Annotated in this window: 14 protein-coding genes, 1 tRNA gene and 1 pseudogene; 5 read left to right on the top strand and 11 right to left on the bottom strand. The window is 66.4% G+C overall.

From position 1 onward, the window contains the following. The first annotated feature begins 90 nt into the window (after nucleotides 1–90). A complete protein-coding gene (locus ACFE7D_RS06410) occupies nucleotides 91–1,092 on the top strand; it encodes a threonine aldolase family protein (RefSeq protein ID WP_375394598.1) in 1,002 nt (333 codons plus the stop codon). Next, the gene (locus tag ACFE7D_RS06405) at nucleotides 1,089–2,009 is read left to right on the top strand and encodes a DMT family transporter (RefSeq protein ID WP_375394597.1); all 921 of its coding nucleotides are present in this window, start codon (nucleotides 1,089–1,091) and stop codon (nucleotides 2,007–2,009) included. The genes ACFE7D_RS06410 and ACFE7D_RS06405 overlap by 4 nt, the downstream gene beginning before the upstream one ends. On the opposite strand, the gene ACFE7D_RS06400 is transcribed toward ACFE7D_RS06405, so the two are convergent. Then, nucleotides 1,919–2,746, bottom strand: coding sequence for an NAD(P)-dependent oxidoreductase (locus ACFE7D_RS06400; protein WP_375394596.1), 828 nt, complete (start codon nucleotides 2,744–2,746; stop codon nucleotides 1,919–1,921). The genes ACFE7D_RS06405 and ACFE7D_RS06400 overlap by 91 nt on opposite strands. 165 nt (nucleotides 2,747–2,911) lie before the next feature. Here ACFE7D_RS06400 and pepN point away from each other — a divergent pair, with 165 nt between their 5' ends. Further along, complete coding sequence (pepN, locus tag ACFE7D_RS06395) at nucleotides 2,912–5,515, top strand: aminopeptidase N (RefSeq protein ID WP_375394595.1); 2,604 nt, start codon at nucleotides 2,912–2,914, stop codon at nucleotides 5,513–5,515. A 71-nt stretch (nucleotides 5,516–5,586) separates the two neighbouring features. Here the strand turns inward: pepN and ACFE7D_RS06390 are convergent. From ACFE7D_RS06390 to ACFE7D_RS06345, 10 genes and pseudogenes are all read right to left on the bottom strand, one after another. Next, nucleotides 5,587–6,182 (bottom strand): annotated as a pseudogene (locus ACFE7D_RS06390) (DUF72 domain-containing protein); the annotation flags it as partial. 35 nt (nucleotides 6,183–6,217) lie between these two features. Continuing rightward, the gene (locus ACFE7D_RS06385; protein ID WP_375394594.1) at nucleotides 6,218–6,574 is read right to left on the bottom strand and encodes a tRNA-binding protein; all 357 of its coding nucleotides are present in this window, start codon (nucleotides 6,572–6,574) and stop codon (nucleotides 6,218–6,220) included. Beyond that, complete coding sequence (locus ACFE7D_RS06380) at nucleotides 6,561–7,232, bottom strand: glutathione S-transferase family protein (protein ID WP_375394593.1); 672 nt, start codon at nucleotides 7,230–7,232, stop codon at nucleotides 6,561–6,563. The genes ACFE7D_RS06385 and ACFE7D_RS06380 overlap by 14 nt, the downstream gene beginning before the upstream one ends. Nucleotides 7,233–7,270: 38 nt before the next feature. Beyond that, nucleotides 7,271–11,776 (bottom strand): glutamate synthase large subunit, encoded by a 4,506-nt coding sequence (gltB, locus tag ACFE7D_RS06375; RefSeq protein WP_375394592.1) that lies wholly within the window; start codon nucleotides 11,774–11,776, stop codon nucleotides 7,271–7,273. Next, on the bottom strand, nucleotides 11,773–12,423 hold the full coding sequence (locus tag ACFE7D_RS06370; RefSeq protein ID WP_375394591.1) for a hypothetical protein: 651 nt from the start codon (nucleotides 12,421–12,423) through the stop codon (nucleotides 11,773–11,775). The genes gltB and ACFE7D_RS06370 overlap by 4 nt, the downstream gene beginning before the upstream one ends. Next, nucleotides 12,410–12,778: a hypothetical protein gene (locus tag ACFE7D_RS06365; protein ID WP_375394590.1), complete on the bottom strand. Its 369-nt coding sequence runs from the start codon at nucleotides 12,776–12,778 to the stop codon at nucleotides 12,410–12,412. The genes ACFE7D_RS06370 and ACFE7D_RS06365 overlap by 14 nt, the downstream gene beginning before the upstream one ends. Nucleotides 12,779–12,897: 119 nt before the next feature. Then, the gene (locus tag ACFE7D_RS06360; RefSeq protein ID WP_375394589.1) at nucleotides 12,898–13,233 is read right to left on the bottom strand and encodes a hypothetical protein; all 336 of its coding nucleotides are present in this window, start codon (nucleotides 13,231–13,233) and stop codon (nucleotides 12,898–12,900) included. Next, nucleotides 13,191–14,621 (bottom strand): NAD(P)-dependent oxidoreductase, encoded by a 1,431-nt coding sequence (locus ACFE7D_RS06355; protein ID WP_375394588.1) that lies wholly within the window; start codon nucleotides 14,619–14,621, stop codon nucleotides 13,191–13,193. The genes ACFE7D_RS06360 and ACFE7D_RS06355 overlap by 43 nt, the downstream gene beginning before the upstream one ends. Nucleotides 14,622–14,753: 132 nt before the next feature. Further along, on the bottom strand, nucleotides 14,754–15,563 hold the full coding sequence (locus ACFE7D_RS06350) for an undecaprenyl-diphosphate phosphatase (RefSeq protein ID WP_375394587.1): 810 nt from the start codon (nucleotides 15,561–15,563) through the stop codon (nucleotides 14,754–14,756). Between the two features lie 27 nt (nucleotides 15,564–15,590). Further along, nucleotides 15,591–16,544 carry a complex I NDUFA9 subunit family protein gene (locus ACFE7D_RS06345; RefSeq protein ID WP_375394586.1) on the bottom strand — a complete coding sequence of 318 codons (954 nt, stop codon included), beginning with the start codon at nucleotides 16,542–16,544 and terminating at the stop codon, nucleotides 15,591–15,593. A gap of 111 nt (nucleotides 16,545–16,655) precedes the next feature. Here ACFE7D_RS06345 and ACFE7D_RS06340 point away from each other — a divergent pair. Further along, nucleotides 16,656–16,742: transfer RNA gene (locus ACFE7D_RS06340), tRNA-Leu, on the top strand. A gap of 165 nt (nucleotides 16,743–16,907) precedes the next feature. Then, nucleotides 16,908–17,981, top strand: a 1,074-nt coding sequence (locus tag ACFE7D_RS06335; protein WP_375394585.1) for a tyrosine-type recombinase/integrase, incomplete at its 3' end; no start/stop codon positions are given.

The following is a 17,981-nucleotide window of genomic DNA, read 5'->3' as shown; positions in this document are numbered from 1 at the left end:
CCCGGATCAAGTCCGGGGTGACGGATGACTTGATGGAGCGATGCTGACAGGGAACATTGACCCAGCCCGCGCATCCCATAAAGCCACCCCATGCGCTTCTTCTCCGACAACGCCGCCGCCGTGCACCCACAGGTCCTCGCCGCGCTCGCCCAAGCGAACACGCTCGATACCGCCTATGACGGCGACGCCCGGAGCAAGAGCCTGGATGCGCGGTTCGCGGAATTGTTCGAAACCGACGTCCGCATATTATGGGTGCCGACGGGCACCGCGGCGAATTGCCTCGCCCTCGCCGCGCTTTGCCCGCCTTATGGCGGCGTCGTCTGCCACCGCGACGCGCATATCCAGAACGACGAGGGCGGCGCGCCCGAATTCTACACCCATGGCGCGAAGCTGCTGCTGGCCGACGGCCCCGCCGCAAAGCTGGACCCTGCCGCCATCGAAGCGGTGATCGACGCCATCGCCAACGATGTCCACCGCGTCCAGCCGCACGCGATCTCGATCACCAACGCCACAGAATATGGCGCCGTCTACACCCCCGACCAGGTGGCCGCGATCGGCGCGCTGGCGAAGGCGCGCGGGCTCGGCTTCCATATGGACGGCGCGCGTTTCGCCAATGCCGTCGTCGCGACGGGGGCGTCAGTCGCCGACCTGACCTGGCGCGCAGGCGTCGATGCGCTGTCGTTCGGGTTCGTGAAGAATGGCGGGATGGATGCGGAGGCGCTCGTGTTCTTCCGCCCCGACCTTGCCGACGCGACGCTTCGCCGGCGCAAGCGGGCGGGGCTGCTGCTGTCCAAGGGCCGGTATCTGGCGGCGCAACTGCTCGCGATGCTGGACGGCGATCGATGGCTGCATTGCGCGCGATCGGCGAATGAAGGCGCGGCGGTGCTGGCGGCGGCGGCGGGCGAACGGCTGGTCCACCCGGTCGAAGCGAATGAAGTGTTCCTGCGAATCACGTCGGACGAGGCGGGGGCCTTGCGCGCGCAGGGCTTCGATTTCTATGACTGGGCACCGGGCGAGGCGCGGCTCGTCACCGCCTGGGATAGCGACCGCACCGCGATCGACACGCTGGCCGCGGCGATCCGCGCGCTGTGACGGGCGGGAGCCCGGCCCCGCAATCGACGCGGGTCGCCATATTGGTCCCCTTCGCGATCGTGACGCTGATCTGGGGATCGACCTGGCTGGTGATCCGCGACCAGCTAGGCACGGTACCGCCCAGCTGGTCGGTCAGCTACCGCTTCCTCGTCGCAGGCATCGCGATGACGATCTACGCCGCGGCGCGGGGTGAATCCCTTCGGCTACCGCTGCGCGGCTGGCTGTTCGCCGCCGCGATCGGGCTCAGCCAATTCTGTCTGAACTTCAATTTCGTCTACCGGGCGGAGGCGCATGTCACCTCCGGGCTGGTTGCGGTCGTCTTCGCGCTGCTGCTCGTTCCCAACGCATCGCTGGCCCGCGTCTTCCTCGGGCAGCGGATGGGGCGGCAGTTGATCGTCGGATCGCTGGTCGCGATGGCGGGCGTCGCGCTCCTGTTCCTGCAGGAGGCGCGAAGCGGCGCGCGTGGGCCGCACGAGACGTTGGTCGGGATCGGCATCACGCTCGCCGCCACGCTCGCGGCATCGGCGGCGAACGTGATGCAGGCGACGGACACCGCCAAACGTTATCCGATGATCCCGACGCTTGCGCTGGCGATGCTGATGGGCGCGGCGATGGATGCGCTGATCGCGATACTGCTGACGGGTGCGCCGGTGATGGAATGGCGGATCGGCTATATCGCGGGGATCATGTATCTCGGGCTGTTCGGCTCCGCGATCGCGTTCCCGTTGTATTTCCGGGTGTTGCGCGTGATCGGGCCGGCCAAGGCGGCCTATGCCAGCGTCATCGTCCCCGTGATCGCGATGCTGTTGTCGACGTTGTTCGAAGGCTATCGCTGGTCGCTGCTGGCCGCCGCCGGTGGCGTGCTGACCGGGATCGGGCTGGTGATCGCGCTGAGGGCGCGAAGGCCAGCGCGGTAGTCGGGATATCGGGGAGTCCAGCCGAGCACGCGCTTCGCCCGCCCGTTCGCGACGCGCCGGTTCTCCGCATAGAAACCGCGCGCCATCGGCGACAGCGCGGCGAGGTCGACGAAGGGCGGTGCCGGCAGCCCGAGCAATGCGGCGGCGAAGTCGACCACGTCGTTCTGGGAGGTGGGCCGATCATCGGCGAGGTTGTACCCCCCCGCCGGCGCATCGAACCCGGCGACGACGCCCGCCGCGATATCATCGACATGCACCCGGCTGAATATCTGCCCCGCCATATCGACGCGGTGGGCACGGCGGCTCGCGACTCGCTCCAGCGCAGACCGGCCGCGGCCGTAGATCCCGGGCAGCCGGAACACCCGCGCGCCCCGGTCCAGCCAACCCGCGTCCGCCGTGGCGCGCGCGCTTCGCCGACCGCCGCCGATCGGCGCGGTCTCGTCCACCCATGCGCCGCCGGCGTCGCCATAGACGCCGGTGGAGGACAGATAGCCGAGCCAGCAGCCGGCGAGCGCATCGCCGTAGCGGTCGAGAACGGGGTCGGCTTCGCCCTCGGGCGGGACCGAGGACAGGACGTGCGTCGAGGTGGCCAGCGCGAGGCGAACCGCGACATCGTCGCCGAAGACGATCGTACCGTCCCGCCCGTCGCGAGTCGTGCCGGCGATCCGCCACCCCGGCAACGCCGCCGCGACCGCGCGCGCGGTATACCCCATGCCGAAGATCAGGAGGTTGCTCATGCGGGGGCTATCGCATGTCGGACGGATCGCGCCGACAACGAAGTTCGCCTCCCTCCTCCCCACCGCGGCGAAGGCCGGGGTGGGTTTTTTTGGTTTGGTATGGGGTCGGGTTGCATAACTTTAGCCGGGGCTGGCGATCGATCCGGCACCGGCTATATCGGGGCCATGCTCGACATCCAGTACAGCGTCGCCCAATCCCCCGCTCACGGGCCCGCCGTCACCCGGCGATCCGATTACCGCCCGCCCGCATGGCTCGTCCCGCAGATCGCGCTCGATTTTGATCTCGCCGCTGCCGCCACGCGGGTGAAGGCGGCGCTGAGCGTGGCCCGAAACGGCAAGCACGCCGATCCGCTGCGGCTCGACAGGGCGGGACAGCAGCCGCTGGCGGTGCTGGTCGACGGTATCCCCGTTAACGACTGGCGGATCGAGGGCGAGCAGCTGGTGGTTCCGCTGCCCGGCGATGCGCATGTCGTCGAAACCGAAGTCGAGATCGCGCCCGATCGCAACACGCAGCTGATGGGGCTTTACGCCTCGGGCGGAAACCTGTGCACGCAGTGCGAAGCGGAAGGGTTCCGGCGGATCACCTTCTTCCCCGATCGCCCCGACGTGCTTTCCGAGTATCGCGTGCGGATGACCGCGGATGCGGCGCGCTTCCCGGTGTTGCTGGCGAACGGCGATCCGGTCGCGAGCGGCACGTCGGACGACGGCCGGCATTGGGCCGAATGGCACGATCCGTTCCCCAAACCTTCCTATCTGTTCGCGCTGGTCGCGGGCGACCTGGCGGAGAACCGCGGCAGCTTCACGACGCGATCGGGGCGCGTGGTCCGGCTGGGCATCTGGGTGCGTGCCGCCGACCTGCCCAAGACCGACCACGCGCTCGCCTCGCTCAAGACCGCAATGGCGTGGGACGAGCAGGTCTATGGCTGCGAATACGACCTCGACGTGTTCAACATCGTCGCGGTCGATGATTTCAACTTCGGCGCGATGGAAAACAAGGGGCTGAACATCTTCAACAGCCGCTACATCCTCGCCGACCCCGATACCGCGACCGACTATGATTACGACGCGATCGCCGCCGTCGTCGCGCATGAATATTTCCACAACTGGTCGGGCAACCGCGTCACCTGCCGCGACTGGTTCCAGCTATCATTGAAGGAAGGGTTCACCGTCTTTCGCGACCAGGGTTTTTCCGCCGACCAGGGCTCGGGCGCGGTCAAGCGGATCGAGGATGTGCGGGGCCTGCGCGCCGCGCAATTCCCCGAGGATGCCGGCCCGCTCGCGCACCCGGTGCGCCCCGACAGCTATCAGGAGATCAGCAACTTCTACACCGCCACCATCTACAACAAGGGCGCGGAGCTGATCCGGATGATGGCGACGATGCTCGGCCCGGTCGCGTTTCGAAAGGCGTGCGATCTGTATTTCGATCGCTTCGACGGGACGGCCGCGACGTGCGAGGATTATGTCGCGTGCATGGAAGAGGCGGGCGGCATCGACCTGTCGCAGTTCCGCCTTTGGTATTCGCAGGCCGGCACGCCGCGCGTCTCCGCGTCGCTGGCGGTCGAGGGCGACCGGGCGACGCTGCACCTGGCGCAGCGCGTCCCGCCGACCCCGGGGCAGACGGACAAGGCACCGATGCCGCTGCCCCTGCGGGTCAAGCTGTTCGGGGCGGACAGCGGCGCGGCGTTGATCGACGAGCGGCTGGTGATCCTGGACACGGCCGAAGCGACGATCGCGTTCGACGGGCTGGCCGAGCATCCCGTCCTGTCGATCAATCGCGGTTTTTCCGCACCCGTCATCATCGAAAGCGACCGCAGCGCCGCCGACCTCGCCTTCCTGAGCGCGCATGACGACGATCCGTTCGCGCGGTACGAGGCAATGCAGCAGCTGATGCTCGACACGCTCGTCGCCAGCGCGTCGAACGGCACGGCGGATCTTGGCCGCGTCATCGACGCGATCGCGGCGACGCTGTACGATGCCGATCTCAACCCGGCGTTCCTCGCCGAAGTCGTGCTGCTGCCGTCCGAGAACTTCATCGGCGACCAGCTAGCGGTCGTCGATCCCGAGGCGATCCACGCCGCGCGCGAAGGGCTGCGTCGCGAGATCGGCCATGCGCTGGAGGCGCAGTGGCGACAATTGCACCATGTCACGCAGCAGGCGGCGTATGAATATACGCCGGCGGCGAAGGGCAAGCGCCGCCTTCGTTCGGTCGCGCTCGGCTATCTGGCGGCGAACGGCGCGCGCGCGGTCGGCACGCTCGCCTTCCGTCAATTCGAAGCGGCGGACAACATGACCGATCGTCAGGGGGCGCTGACGATTCTCGCGGGAGGCGATTTCGCCGAGCGCGAGGCGGCGCTAGACATCTTCTATAACCGGCATTCGGACAATCCGCTGGTGCTCGACAAATGGTTCCAGACTCAGGCGCTGTCGTCACGCACCGACACGCCGCAGATGGTGGCGGAACTGGCACGCCATCCCGATTTCTCGCTGGCCAATCCCAACCGCGTGCGGTCGCTGATCGGCGCATTCTCGGCCAACCAGCGGGCGTTTCATGCCGCGGGCGGTTGGGGCTACGCGTTCCTGGCGGATCAGCTGATCGCGCTCGACACGCTCAACCCGCAGACCGCAGCGAAACTCCTCCCGCCGCTTGCGCGCTGGCGCCGATTCGACGGCACGCGCGCGCAGGCGATGCGCGGCGAGCTGGAACGGGTCGTGCGAGTGCCGGGTGTGTCGAAGGATCTGTTCGAACAAGCGTCGAAAAGCTTGGCCTGACCGGCCAGCCGGGCCATCAGCGTCAGCGCGTTCGCGGGCGCGGCCCCGGCGGCGGTGTTGTCGTAGATAGTCCAGCTTTCGCCGCACCGGGCGGCATCGGCGTGGCGGTCGATCGCGGCATCGTCATAGGCCGACCGATAGACCTGCGGCGCACCGTGCCACCGCATATAGCGCAGGCCGGGCCAGCCGCCCGGTCGGTCGGCACCCGCCACGCGCGCGGGATCGGCGGCAACGCGTGCGATATGGTGCGCCGTCAGCAGCGCGTCGGCGGCGGTCTCGAACCAGCCCGGATGGCGCGGCTCGCAGACGATTGGGCCAGCAAGCGACCGAGCGAGATCGTCGAAGAAGCGAGCGGCGACGGACGGGTCGAAAGCCAGGCTCGGCGGCAACTGTACCAGGGTCGGTCCGCGCCGCTCGCCGAGCCGCCTGCCTCGTCTGCGAAGCGCGCGAGCAGGTCGGCGCAGTCGATCAACCGCCGCTCGTGCGTGATCGCCTTCGGCAGCTTGACCGCGAAGCGAAATCCGTCGGGAACGCTCGCAGCCCAGCGTTCATACGCCGTTCGGCGATGCGGCCGGTGGAAGCTGCTGTTGATCTCGACGCAATCGAACACCCGGGCATAGCGTTCGAGATGCGTGCCATCGTCGGCGAAGCGATCCGCGAGCGCCATCGGGATCGACCAGCCGGCGACGCCGACCCGCGCGCTCAGAACAGCCGCCCGCCGTTCGGCACGGGCAAATCCGGTGCGAACAGCACCACTTCGCCGTCCGAGTCCGGAAAGCCGAGTGTCAGCACCTCCGACATCATCGGGCCGATCTGCCGGGGCGGGAAGTTGACGACCGCCGCGACCTGCCGCCCGACCAGCATTTCCGGCGCATAATGCGCCGTGATCTGCGCGGAAGATCGTTTCAGCCCGATTTCGTCGCCGAAGTCGATCGTCAGTTTGATCGCAGGCTTGCGCGCTTCCGGAAACGGTTCGGCCGCGACGATCGTGCCGACCCGGATGTCGATCTTGAGGAAATCCTCGATCGACGCGCGATCGCCTGCGTCAGAAATCGACATTGTCGTAATGCGACGGCGGCCCGACCATCTCCATGCGTTCCGACAATAGCGGGCGGAAGCTCGGCCGGCTTTTCAGCCCGCGATACCAGCGCGCGGTCTGTTCGTGGCTCTTCCAGTCGATCCCGCCCAGATAATCCGTCACCGAAATCTGCGCCGCCGCCGCGAGATCGGCCAGGCTGAGCGTCGCACCGCCGAGCCAGTTGCGGTGATCGAGCAGGTAATCGGTATAATCGAGATGCCGGATCGCCGCCTTCATCGCCTCGCGCAGCGCCTTCGCATCGGGGCTTGTCTGCTGCGACAGCCGTTTCTCCATGCGTTCGTGAAGCAGCGGCCCGGTCACGTCGTGGTAGAATTGCGTGTCGAACCACGACACCAGCCGACGGATCTCCGCGCGGTTGATCGACGGGCCGTTGATCATCGCCGCCTTGTCGACCGTCTCCTCCAGATATTCGCAGATCGCCATCGAATCGATCAGCAGGATACCGCGCGATGCATCGGTCATCACCGGCGTCTGCCCGGTCGGGTTCATGTCGAGAAACTCGTCACGCCGCAGCCAGGGCGATTCGCGCACCAGTTCGTAGCCGACGCCCTTCTCTCCAAGCAGCAGGCGCACCTTGCGGCTGAACGGACACAAGGGGAATTGGAAGAGCTGCCACATCGGCCCCGTCTAGGCGCGAGCGGGGCTCCCTGCCAAGCCTACTCCGCGGCCACCAGTTCCACGGCATCGTCCAGCGGATAGGCCAGCCGCGTCAGCATCTCCTTCGGCACGACCTGCCAGAAATGGCCGGCGACCCGGTTCCAATCCTCCAGCAGGGCCTTCGACCATTTGCTGTCGGTCGCTGCGACATGGCGTTCGACGAGCGCGCGCAGCACGCCCTCCCAATGCGCCGATGCGAGCCGCTGCCAGACGATGCTGTCGCCATTCGCGCGTCGGCCGAACGCATCGTCCGGATCGTAGACGAACGCCATCCCGCCGGTCATCCCCGCACCGAAATTCGCACCCACCCGGCCGAGCACCACCGCGACGCCGCCGGTCATATATTCGCACCCGTTCGCGCCGCAGCCTTCGACCACGACCGTCGCACCCGAATTGCGCACCGCGAACCGCTCCCCCGCCTGCCCCGCCGCGAACAGGCTGCCCGAGGTCGCGCCGTACAGCACGGTGTTGCCGATGATCGTATTGTCCTGGCTGGCGAGCGGCGACGACACCGCCGGACGAACGACGATCCGTCCGCCGGACAGCCCCTTGCCAACATAGTCGTTGGCATCGCCGAACACCTCCAGCGTGATGCCCTTGCACAGGAAGGCACCGAGCGATTGCCCGGCCGATCCGCGCAGGCGCACGGTCACGTGACCATCGGCCAGCGCCGACATGCCGAACTTGCGGGTGATCTCGCTCGACAATCGTGTGCCGACCGCGCGGTGGGTGTTGCGTACCGAATAGGTCAGCTGCATCTTCTCGCCACGGCTGAAGACCGCGGCGGCGTCCTTGATGATCTGCGCGTCCAGGCTGTCGGGCACCGCGTTGCGGAAGGTCGACAGCGAGAAGCGCCGCTCGGCATCGGTCGCATCGACCTTGGCCAGGATCGGATTGAGGTCGAGATCGTCGAGATGTTCCGCACCGCGGCTGACCTGGCGGAGCAGTTCGGTACGGCCTATGACCTCGTCCAGGCTTCGGAAACCGAGCCTTGCCAGGATGTCGCGCACTTCCTCGGCGATGAAGGTCATCAGGTTGATGACCTTTTCCGGCGTGCCGACGAACTTGTCGCGCAACCGTTGTTCCTGCGTGCAGACGCCGACCGGGCAGGTGTTGCTGTGGCACTGGCGCACCATGATGCAGCCCATCGCGACGAGACTGAGCGTGCCGATGCCGAATTCCTCCGCGCCCAGGATCGCCGCGATCACGATGTCGCGCCCGGTCTTCAGCCCGCCATCCGCGCGCAGGCGGATACGGCCGCGCAGGCCGTTGAGCGTCAGCGTCTGGTTGACCTCGCTCAGCCCCATTTCCCAGGGCGTGCCGGCATATTTGATGCTGGTCTGGGGCGAGGCCCCCGTCCCGCCGACATGTCCCGCAACGAGGATCACATCCGCATGCGCCTTCGCCACCCCAGCCGCGACGGTGCCGATTCCCGCGGACGACACCAGCTTCACGCACACTCGCGCGACCGGATTGATCTGTTTCAAATCATAGATCAGCTGCGCCAGATCCTCGATCGAATAGATGTCGTGGTGCGGCGGCGGGCTGATGAGCGTCACGCCCGGAGTCGCGTGGCGCAACTTCGCGATGAATTCGGTGACCTTGAAGCCGGGTAGCTGCCCGCCCTCGCCGGGTTTGGCACCCTGCGCGACCTTGATCTCGATCTCTTCGCACGCGTTCAGATAGTCTGCGGTCACGCCGAAGCGCCCGCTGGCGATTTGCTTGACCCCCGAATTCGCGTTGTCGCCGTTCGCATAGGGCGTGTATCGCTCGCGCGCCTCGCCGCCTTCGCCCGATACCGCCTTCGCGCCGATCCGGTTCATCGCGATCGCCAGCGTCTCGTGCGCCTCGGGCGACAACGCGCCAAGCGACATGCCCGGCGTCACGAAGCGCTTGCGGATTTCGGTGATCGCCTCGACCTGATCGACCGCCACGCCTTCCGCCGGAAAATTGAACTGGAGGAGATCGCGCAGGTACACCGGCGGCAGGTCGCTGACCCCGCGCGAGAATTGCAGATAGCTGGAATAGCTGTCGGTCGCGACCGCGGTCTGGAGCAGGTGCATCAATTGCGCCGAGTACGCATGCGTCTCGCTACCGCTACGCTGCCGGTAGAAGCCGCCGATCGGCAACGTGACGACACCTGCGTCGAACGCGAGATCGTGGCGCAGTACGGCGTTCAGGTGGAGCGAGGCATAGCCCTCGCCGCTGATCTTCGCCGGCATCCCCGGGAACAGGTCGTTCACCAGTGCGCGGCTGAGGCCCACCGCCTCGAAATTATACCCGCCGCGGTAGGACGAGATGACCGCGATGCCCATTTTCGAGATGATCTTGAGCAGCCCCTCCTCGATCGCCGTGCGATGCCGGGTCAGGCACTGGTCGAGCGACAGGTCGCCGAACAGCCCGCGCGCATGCCGATCGGCAATCGACGCTTCGGCGAGATACGCGTTCACCGTCGTCGCACCGACGCCGATCAGCACCGCGTAATAATGCGTGTCGAGGCATTCCGCGCTGCGGATGTTGATCGACGCGTAGGAGCGCAGGCCCTTGCGCACGAGATGCGTATGCACCGCCGCCGCGGCGAGTACGCCGGCGATTGCGACCCGGTCCACCGATACGCCCTCGTCTGTCAGGAACAACTCGCTCTTGCCCTGGCGCACCGCCTGTTCGGCCTCGTTGCGAATCCGCTGGATCGCGGCGCGCAGCCGTTCGGGGCCGCCACCGGCATCGAAGGTGCAGTCGATCTCCGCGACCGAACTGCCGAAATGTGTCTTCAGCTGCTCCCAGGCCGCGCAGGTCAGCACCGGCGATTCGAGGACCAGTACGCGCGTCCGCCGATCCTCGGTATCGAGGATATTCGCAAGGTTCCCGAACCGCGTCTTGAGCGACATGACGTGGCGTTCGCGAAGGGAGTCGATCGGCGGGTTCGTCACCTGGCTGAAATTCTGGCGGAAGAACTGGCTGATCAACCGCGGCTTGTCGGAAATGACCGCGAGCGGCGTGTCGTCGCCCATCGATCCGATCGCCTCCTTGCCGGCCTCGACCATCGGCGACAGGATCAGCTCCATATCCTCCAGCGTCTGCCCCGCCGCGACCTGCCGCCGCGCCAGCTCGGCGCGGTCGTAGCGCATGACGGCCTCGGATGCGGGCAGGTCGTCGATCGTCAGGAACGCGCCCGTCGTCGCGGCGTAATCCGCCTCGCCGGCGATACGGTCCTTAACCGCGCGGTCCTCCAGCACGATGCCTTCGTCGAGATCGACCGCGATCATCTGGCCCGGCCCGAGCCGACCCTTCGCGACGATCGTGCTTTCGGGCACGACGACCATACCGCTTTCCGAACCGACGATCAGCAATCCGTCGGACGTCAGCGTGTAGCGCAGCGGCCGCAGCGCATTGCGGTCCATCCCGGCGACCGCCCAGCGCCCGTCGGTCATCGCCAGCGCGGCGGGGCCGTCCCACGGCTCCATCACCGAGGCAAGATAGCGATACATCGCGGCATGACTCTCGGGCGTGTCGCCGCGTTCGTCCAACGCTTCAGGCACCAGCATCAGCTTTGCGGTCGGCGCGTCTCGACCCGATCGGCAGATCGCCTCGAATACCGCATCCAGCGCGGCGGTATCGGACGCGCCCGCCGGGATCACCGGCTTGATGTCCTCCGAATTCTCGCCGAACGCCAGGCTCGCCATGCGGATCTCGTGGGACAGCATCCAGTTCTTGTTACCGCGGATCGTGTTGATCTCGCCGTTGTGCGCCAGGCAGCGGAACGGCTGCGCCAGCCACCATTGCGGGAAGGTATTGGTGGAATAACGCTGGTGGAAGATCGCGACCCGGCTCTCGAAGCGCTTGTCCTGCAGATCGGGGTAGAACAGCGACAGCGATTCCGCGAGGAACAGCCCCTTGTAGACGATCGACCGCGTGCTGAGGCTGCAGATGTAGAAGCCCTGGATCTGCGCCGCGATCACGCGCTTCTCGATCCGGCGGCGGACGAGGTACAGATTCTTCTCGAACTCGGCGGCATCGACATCGCCGGGCAGCGGCCCCGCGATCATGATCTGTTCGATCTCGGGCCGCGTCGCCTGCGCCTTCATGCCGATGACGGACACGTCGACGGGCACCTGCCGCCAGCCATAGATGGTGTAGCCGGAGTCGATGATCGCGCTTTCGACGATCGTCCGGCAGCTTTCCTGCGCGCCCAGATCGGTACGCGGCAGGAAGATCATGCCGACCGCGAGCCGGTTGGGCAGCACCTTGTGCCCCCCCGCCGCGATCGCGTCGTCGAAGAACCGGATCGGCAGGTCGACGTGCAGCCCGGCACCGTCCCCTGTCTTGCCGTCCGCATCGACCGCACCACGGTGCCACACCGCCTTCAGCGCATCGATCGCGGACTGTACGACCCGGCGGCTCGCGACCCCGTCGGTCGCAGCGATCAAACCGACGCCGCACGCGTCGGACTCGAATTCGGGGCGGTACATGCCCTCGGCAGCAAGGCGGGTGCGCTGGTCGATCATGGTAGATGGCCTACCGACTTAGGCTTTGAAGGCATGAACGGGGCTGGCGGAGCAAGGAGCGCCGGCCCGCGGGGCAGACCGCGCGTCCGATCGTAAAACCGCTCCGCCAATGTCGAAATGGAGATAGCGCTCGCGCTTGGCGTTAACATTTGCTCGGTTAACCGAAGTTGGGCAGCTTGCGGCAAACTGCGGAAATCGTTCGACGCTGCCACCGCAGTGGCAAATTTCTGGCCCGAAGAGCTTTTCAAAAAGCCAAGGGACGACCGGATATCGGCCTCACTCATTTGCGAGGAAAATATAATTGCAACCGACCTTGCGCGCGCTTCGCGTTGCTGCTCCGCAATCGCGGGTGCCGCGTCTCGGGCGACCTCGTCCGCGGCAGCACGGCAAGCTGCTACATGCTGGTCACAACCTTGGCCGCGATATGCCAAGTGGGTGTTGCGAATCTGCACTGCCAAACCGTCCGCCAATGACGTGAGCCGCGCTTCCGAAATCGGCGGGACCAAAGCGCGCGCCAATTGAAGCGCGTCGTTCGAGAATTGTGTCCGATCGACATCCTGCGCCATTGCCGCCCTCGAAATGCTCAGAAGGCCCAGTGCGATCAGCCAAATTTTCACACCGCAGCCTACCTGTTCAAATCCGGCCATGTAGCAGCCCTTCGCGCTCGACAAATGCATTGATGGCGTTTGCGGTATCGAAAAGCGTCTCGCTCTTTTCCCAAGCAGCGTTGACCTGATCGGCCTGCTTGCCGGGATGGAGCGGATATTCGTGCGCCAATTCGTTGCGAACGCGAACCGCGTCGGCCCACGCCCTTGCGTCGTCGAATATCCCGAGCGCTACAGCGCGCAGAGCGATGTCGCGTGGTGCCAGTCGTTCGACCTTCCCGAACTGCAGGAGCATCGCGATCGTCTTCAACGTGCGGCCAAGCGTATCTTCGAATTGCTCGAACGTTTTGATGAACGCCAGGACGTAGATGTGATCCTCGCCCTCGATCGCTTGCATGGCTTGGGCCGATATCGGCATTAGCCGCTCGATGCCCCGCCGCACTTCGGTCAGGCGCGCCCCGAGGCGATCACAGATTGCCAAGTGCTCACCCAGTACGACCACCTCGCCTTCGCGCGTCATAACTGAATTCCGTCGCGATGAGCGATCAGATCGATCCCGCGCATAGGTTCACCGCGGCGGCGGATAATCACGTCGATCCGTTGCTGTTCGATCCTCGCGAACACATTGTCTTCGAACCGGGTTCGCGCCTGCCATTCATCGAGGCCGGGCGCGACTTCCACATGCAGATCGATATCGCCGCCAGTGCGCGCATCATCGGTACGGCTGCCGAACAGCCGCACGACCGCGTCCGCGCCAAACGCATGTCGGGCAGCAGCCTTTATAGCCGTCAGTTCCTCATCTTCCAGCCTCACGCCGCCACCCGCTCGCTCGCCGCCTTCGTCTTCAGCCATGCATGCATGCTCGCCGCCACGTCGCGGCCGTCGCGGATCGCCCATACCACCAGCGATGCGCCGCGGACGATGTCGCCCGCCGCGAACACCCCGTCCAGGCTGGTCATCAGCGTCTTGCCATCGACCAGCACGGTACCCCAGCGGCTGACGCCCAGCCCGGCGGCGGCGAACAGCGTCGGCAGGTCCTCCGCATCGAAGCCGAGCGCCTTGACGACCATGTCCGCCGGGATCGCGATATCGCCACCCGGATCGACTTCGGGCGCACGCCTTCCGCCGGCATCGAGCGCGCCGAGCCGCATCCGGCGGACCCGGACCTGCCTGCCTTCGATCGCCGCGGGCTGCGACAGCCAGACGAATTCCACGCCTTCCTCTTCCGCATTCGCGACTTCACGCTGCGATCCGGGCATGTTTACGCGGTCGCGGCGGTACAGGCACTTTACCGAAGCTGCGCCCTGGCGGATCGCGGTCCGGACGCAGTCCATCGCGGTGTCGCCGCCACCGACGACGACGACATGCTTGCCCTCGGCGCTGAGCGTGCCGTCATCGAACAAGGGCACGTCGTCGCCGAACCCCTTGCGGTTGGATGCGGTCAGATAATCGAGCGCGGCGACCGCGCCGTCGGCGTCCGCCCCGGCCACCTCGAGCGCGCGGGCCCGGTAGACCCCCGTCGCGATCAATACCGCATCGTGGCGGCGGCGCAGATCGTCCAGGCCCGCATCGTCGCCCACGGCAAAGCCCTGATGAAACACGATACCCGCCGCCGCCAACCGTTCGATCCGGCGCATCACGACGGGCTTTTCCAGCTTGAATCCGGGGATGCCATAGGTCAGCAGCCCGCCAGCCCGGTCGTGCCGGTCGTAGATATGAACGTCATACCCGTTGCCGCGCAGATATTCCGCCGCGGTCAGTCCGGCGGGTCCTGCACCGATCACCCCGACCGACTGGCCGCGCGCGCGCCCCGGGACAAGCGGTTCGACCCAGCCGTTTTCCCACGCGGTATCGGTGATGAACTTTTCCACCGCGCCGATCGTCACCGCGCCGTGCCCGGAAAATTCGATGACGCAATTGCCCTCGCACAGCCGGTCCTGCGGACAGATACGCCCGCAGATCTCGGGCATGGTCGAGGTCGCGTTGCTCAGCTCATATGCCTCGCGCAACCGACCCTCCGCGGTCAGGCGCAGCCAGTCGGGAATGTGATTGTGGAGCGGGCAATGCACGGAACAATACGGCACGCCGCATTGCGAACAACGCCCGGCCTGCTCCTCCGCACCCGGTACCGGATAGCGATCGGCGATCTCGCGGAAATCCTCGGCGCGCAAGTCGGCCTCACGCTTGACCGGGTAGTTCTGCGCTCGGTCGACGAATTTCAGCATCGATTCGGTTGCCATCGGGCCCTCCGCGCATCGTCCTACGCTAGCGTGCTCGAAGAACAAGACAGTATTACTGTCCCTATATGCCGCGTGAACTGAAAAAAACGTTGCCGAGGTGGCAATGCAGCATATTATATGGCCGATACGGGTCTACCGCAGCATCAGCCACACAAACGCCGCGCCACCCGCAACGATACGATACACCGCAAACGGCACGAACCCATGTCTCGTCACGACACCGATGAACCACCGCACCACCAGCAATGCGACGACGAACGACACCAGCATTCCGATCGCGATCGCCAGCGGCCCGACCCCCGCGCCGCTCGCCAGCTCATGCCGGTTCTTGAACAATTCCAGCGCGCTCGCGCCCAGCATCGTGGGGATCGCGAGGAAGAAGCTGAACTCCGCCGCGGTCCGCCGCTCGACGCCGAGCGCCAGCGCGCCGAGGATCGTCGCGCCCGACCGGCTGACCCCGGGGATCATCGCCAGGCATTGCAGGAACCCGATACCGACCACGGTGCCGATCGGAATGTCGGCGACCCCCTCGATCCGCGCCCTGGGGGCCAGCCGCTCGACGAGGATGATCGCGAACCCGCCGACGACCAGCGCGATCGACACGACGAGCGCGTTGCCGAGCAGCGCCTCGACCTGCTTGTGGAGCGCCAGCCCGATCACCGCGGCGGGCAGGAACGCGACCAGGATGTTGCGCACGAAGCGGATCGACTGCGGCTCGCGCTTCGCCAGCCCCATCAGCACCGCCCAGAAGGTCCGCCAGTACAGCACCACGATCGCGGCGATCGCGCCCAGCTGGATGACGACGTTGAACACCTTCCACTGCGCCTCGTCATAGCCCAGCAGCGCGCCCGCAAGGATCAGATGGCCGGTGGAGGATACGGGCAGGAATTCGGTGATTCCCTCGACGATGCCGAGGAGGAGAACGGTCGTCAGGTCGGTCACGGCATTCTCCAGGTGGAGCGGATCGGATCAGGCGATATCTTCGACGCGGCGTGCGAAGCGGCCCTGGCGGCGGTAGCGAACCAGCCAGTCGGGCGCGACCGCGGCGAGCGGGGTCGGGGTCAGACCCATCGCCGCCAGCCCGTCCTCCTGCCCATTCCCCCGATCGCCGACGACGTTGTCGTGCTGGAGCATGAGCCACTGATCCCAGCTGATCGGCGCACCGGGCAGGAATCCGGCCCGTGCGATCATCGCGCCCGCCATGTCGGGCAGCGCCGCGATCGCCGGGCTGCGACCGATCGTACGGGCGATATAGCGGATCAGCCCCTCCATCGTGACGATATCGGGCCCGCCAAGCGCCAGCGTCCGGCCGGCATAGATACCGGGCGTCGCGATCGCGGCAGCCACCGCGGCAGCGACGTCGGCGACATAGACCGGCTGGAATTTTGCGCCCGCACGCAGCACGGGCACCACCGGCGTCTTGGCGACCATGCCGGCAAAGCGGTTCACGAACTGGTCTTCGGGGCCGAACACCACCGACGGCCGCAGGATCGTCGCTGCGGGGAACGCCGCACGAACCGCCGCCTCGCCATCGCCCTTCGACCGCCCATAAGCGGAGGTCGATGCCGGATCCGCCCCGATCGCGGAGACATGGATCAGCGTGCCCACGCCGGCCTTTGCCGCCGCCTCGGCTACCGTCTGCGCGCCCGTGACATGCACGCGCTGGAATGCGCCCTGCAGTACGCCGACCAGGTTCACCGCCGCATCCGCCCCCTGGACGGCGCGCAGCACGGTGTCGGGGCGTCCGATGTCGGCGGCGACGAACTGCGTCTGCCCCAGCCCGCCTTGCGGCCTCAGGAACCAGGCCTGACGCGGATCACGCTGCGCGACGCGGACGCGGTACCCCTTCGCCAGCAGCGCCGGCACCGCATAGCGCCCGAGAAATCCGCCGCCGCCGAACAGCGTGACCAGCCGATCGTCCACGTAGCACCCTTTCGATCCGGGACCCCTGTCCCATTCGTCGCCCCCTTGCCCCAGCCGCCCCCCGGTTGACAAGGCTCCCACCCCTCCCCTAGACGCGCCGTCCTACCCCGTGCCCAGATGGCGGAATTGGTAGACGCACCAGCTTCAGGTGCTGGCGATCGCAAGGTCGTGGAGGTTCGAGTCCTCTTCTGGGCACCATTTGTACTTCCGGGGGCGTCCGTGGACGTCCGAAAACGGGAGAAATCAGCCGTTTCTTGTGCTATAACCGTCCGGTCAAATCCGGGTGGATACGGCACCAATCGGGAACAATGCGGGTATATCCGAGGGTATCGTTCTCCTCCCTTTCGCAGGGACGATACCCCCATGAGCACCCTATTTGCCACGACGGTCGCGAACGCCAAGCCGCAAGCCACGGACTATAAGCTGTCCGATGGCGGCGGTCTCTACCTTCTGGTGTGGCCGAATGGCGCGAAGCTCTGGCGCCTGAACTACCGCTATCTCGAAAAAGGTCGGACGCTCGCCTTCGGCGCATGGCCGGAGGTCGGCCTGGCCGATGCACGATCGAGGCGCGACGATGCGCGTCGGTTGCTCCCGGCAGGCCTTGACCCGTCGCACGAACAGAAGGTCGCGGCCGCCAGGGCACGGGTCGAAGAGAACGATACGTTCAAGACCGTGGCCAAGGAATGGGTCGCCAAGAATGAATGCGAGGGTATGGCCGAGATCACGCTCAGCAAGATCCGCTGGCTGCTCGACAAGGCATATCCGAAGATCGGGACCCGGCCGATCGCCAAGATCACCGCCCATGAAGTGCTCGCCGTACTGAGGGCTGTCGAGGCGACCGGTCGCTATGAGAGCGCGCGCCGCATGCGCAGCGTGCTGAGCCGGGTCTTTCGCTACGCGATTGCCACGACCCGTGCCGAGCGCGATCCAGCGAGCGACCTGCGCGGCGCCCTTACCGTTCCCAAGCCCACGCACCTCGCCGCCATCACCACGTCCAAGGGTGCGGGAGAGCTGATGCGCGCCATCCAAGGCTACACCGGCCATGCGATTACGCTCCATGCCCTGCGGCTTTCCGCCCAATTGTTCGTACGCCCGGGCGAGCTGCGGCAGGCGGAATGGAGAGAATTCGACTTCGAGCAAGGCGTCTGGGACATCCCCGCCGAGAAGATGAAGATGCGACGGCCGCACCGGGTGCCTCTCTCGCGACAGGTCACCGGCCAGTTCGAGGAGCTTTGGGAACTCACCGGCACCGGCACCTATTGCTTCCCGGGCTTCCGGTCGATGAAGCGACCGATGTCAGAGAACACGGTCAATGCGGCGTTGAGGGCGCTGGGTTTCGCCCAGGAGCAGATGAGTGCTCATGGCTTTCGCGCGATGGCGGCGACTCTGCTCAACGAATCCGGCAGGTTCAATCCCGACGCGATCGAGCGCCAGCTG

The organism is uncultured Sphingomonas sp. (assembly GCF_964244235.1).
Taxonomy (GTDB): Bacteria; Pseudomonadota; Alphaproteobacteria; order Sphingomonadales; family Sphingomonadaceae; genus Sphingomonas.
This window is presented reverse-complemented; position numbering and strand designations above follow the sequence as displayed.